Source organism: Vibrio sp. 1069 (genome assembly GCF_033340555.1).
In genome coordinates, this window is sequence record NZ_JAWOWP010000399.1 from 1 (window position 1) to 691 (window position 691).

The following is a 691-nucleotide window of genomic DNA, read 5'->3' on the forward strand; positions in this document are numbered from 1 at the left end:
ATTTTGTTCCATGGTTTGCATTCCATGCGCGGCACCCGTTTGAATGATTGAGTACATCTGCGCGACTTTGTCTTCGCGGATCAAGTTACGAATCGCAGGCGTTGCCATCATGATTTCGTGACAAGCGATACGACCACCGCCATTACGTTTCAACAGTTTTTGCGCGATAACCGAACGAAGGGATTCAGACAACATGGAACGCACCATGTCTTTGTCACTACCTGGGAACACATCGATGATACGGTCGATGGTTTTTGCTGCTGAACTGGTGTGCAACGTACCGAAAACTAGGTGACCCGTTTCCGCCGCCGTTAACGCTAGGCTGATGGTTTCTTTGTCACGCATCTCACCGACAAGGATCACATCTGGGTCTTCACGCAATGCGCTGCGTAGCGCGTTTTGGAAGCTATGGGTATCACGGTGAACTTCACGTTGGTTGATCAAACACTTATTGTTGTTGTGAACAAATTCAATCGGATCTTCAATTGTGAGGATATGCTTGTTGTGATTACGGTTAATGTAGTCAACAATGGCTGCTAAGGTTGTCGATTTACCAGAACCCGTTGGGCCAGTAACCAAAACCAAACCTTTTTCAGCATTCGCGATTTTTTTGAAGATCTCTGGCGCTTCTAGCTCTTCCAGAGTTGGGATGCTACTTGGGATGGTACGGAACACTGCCGCACAACCGCGA

General features: G+C 47.8%; 1 protein-coding gene. It reads right to left on the reverse strand.

Translation table 11 applies throughout. From position 1 onward, the window contains the following. The coding region (locus tag R7040_RS26770) for a PilT/PilU family type 4a pilus ATPase (protein ID WP_318097632.1) at positions 1-691 on the reverse strand (691 nt) is incomplete at both ends.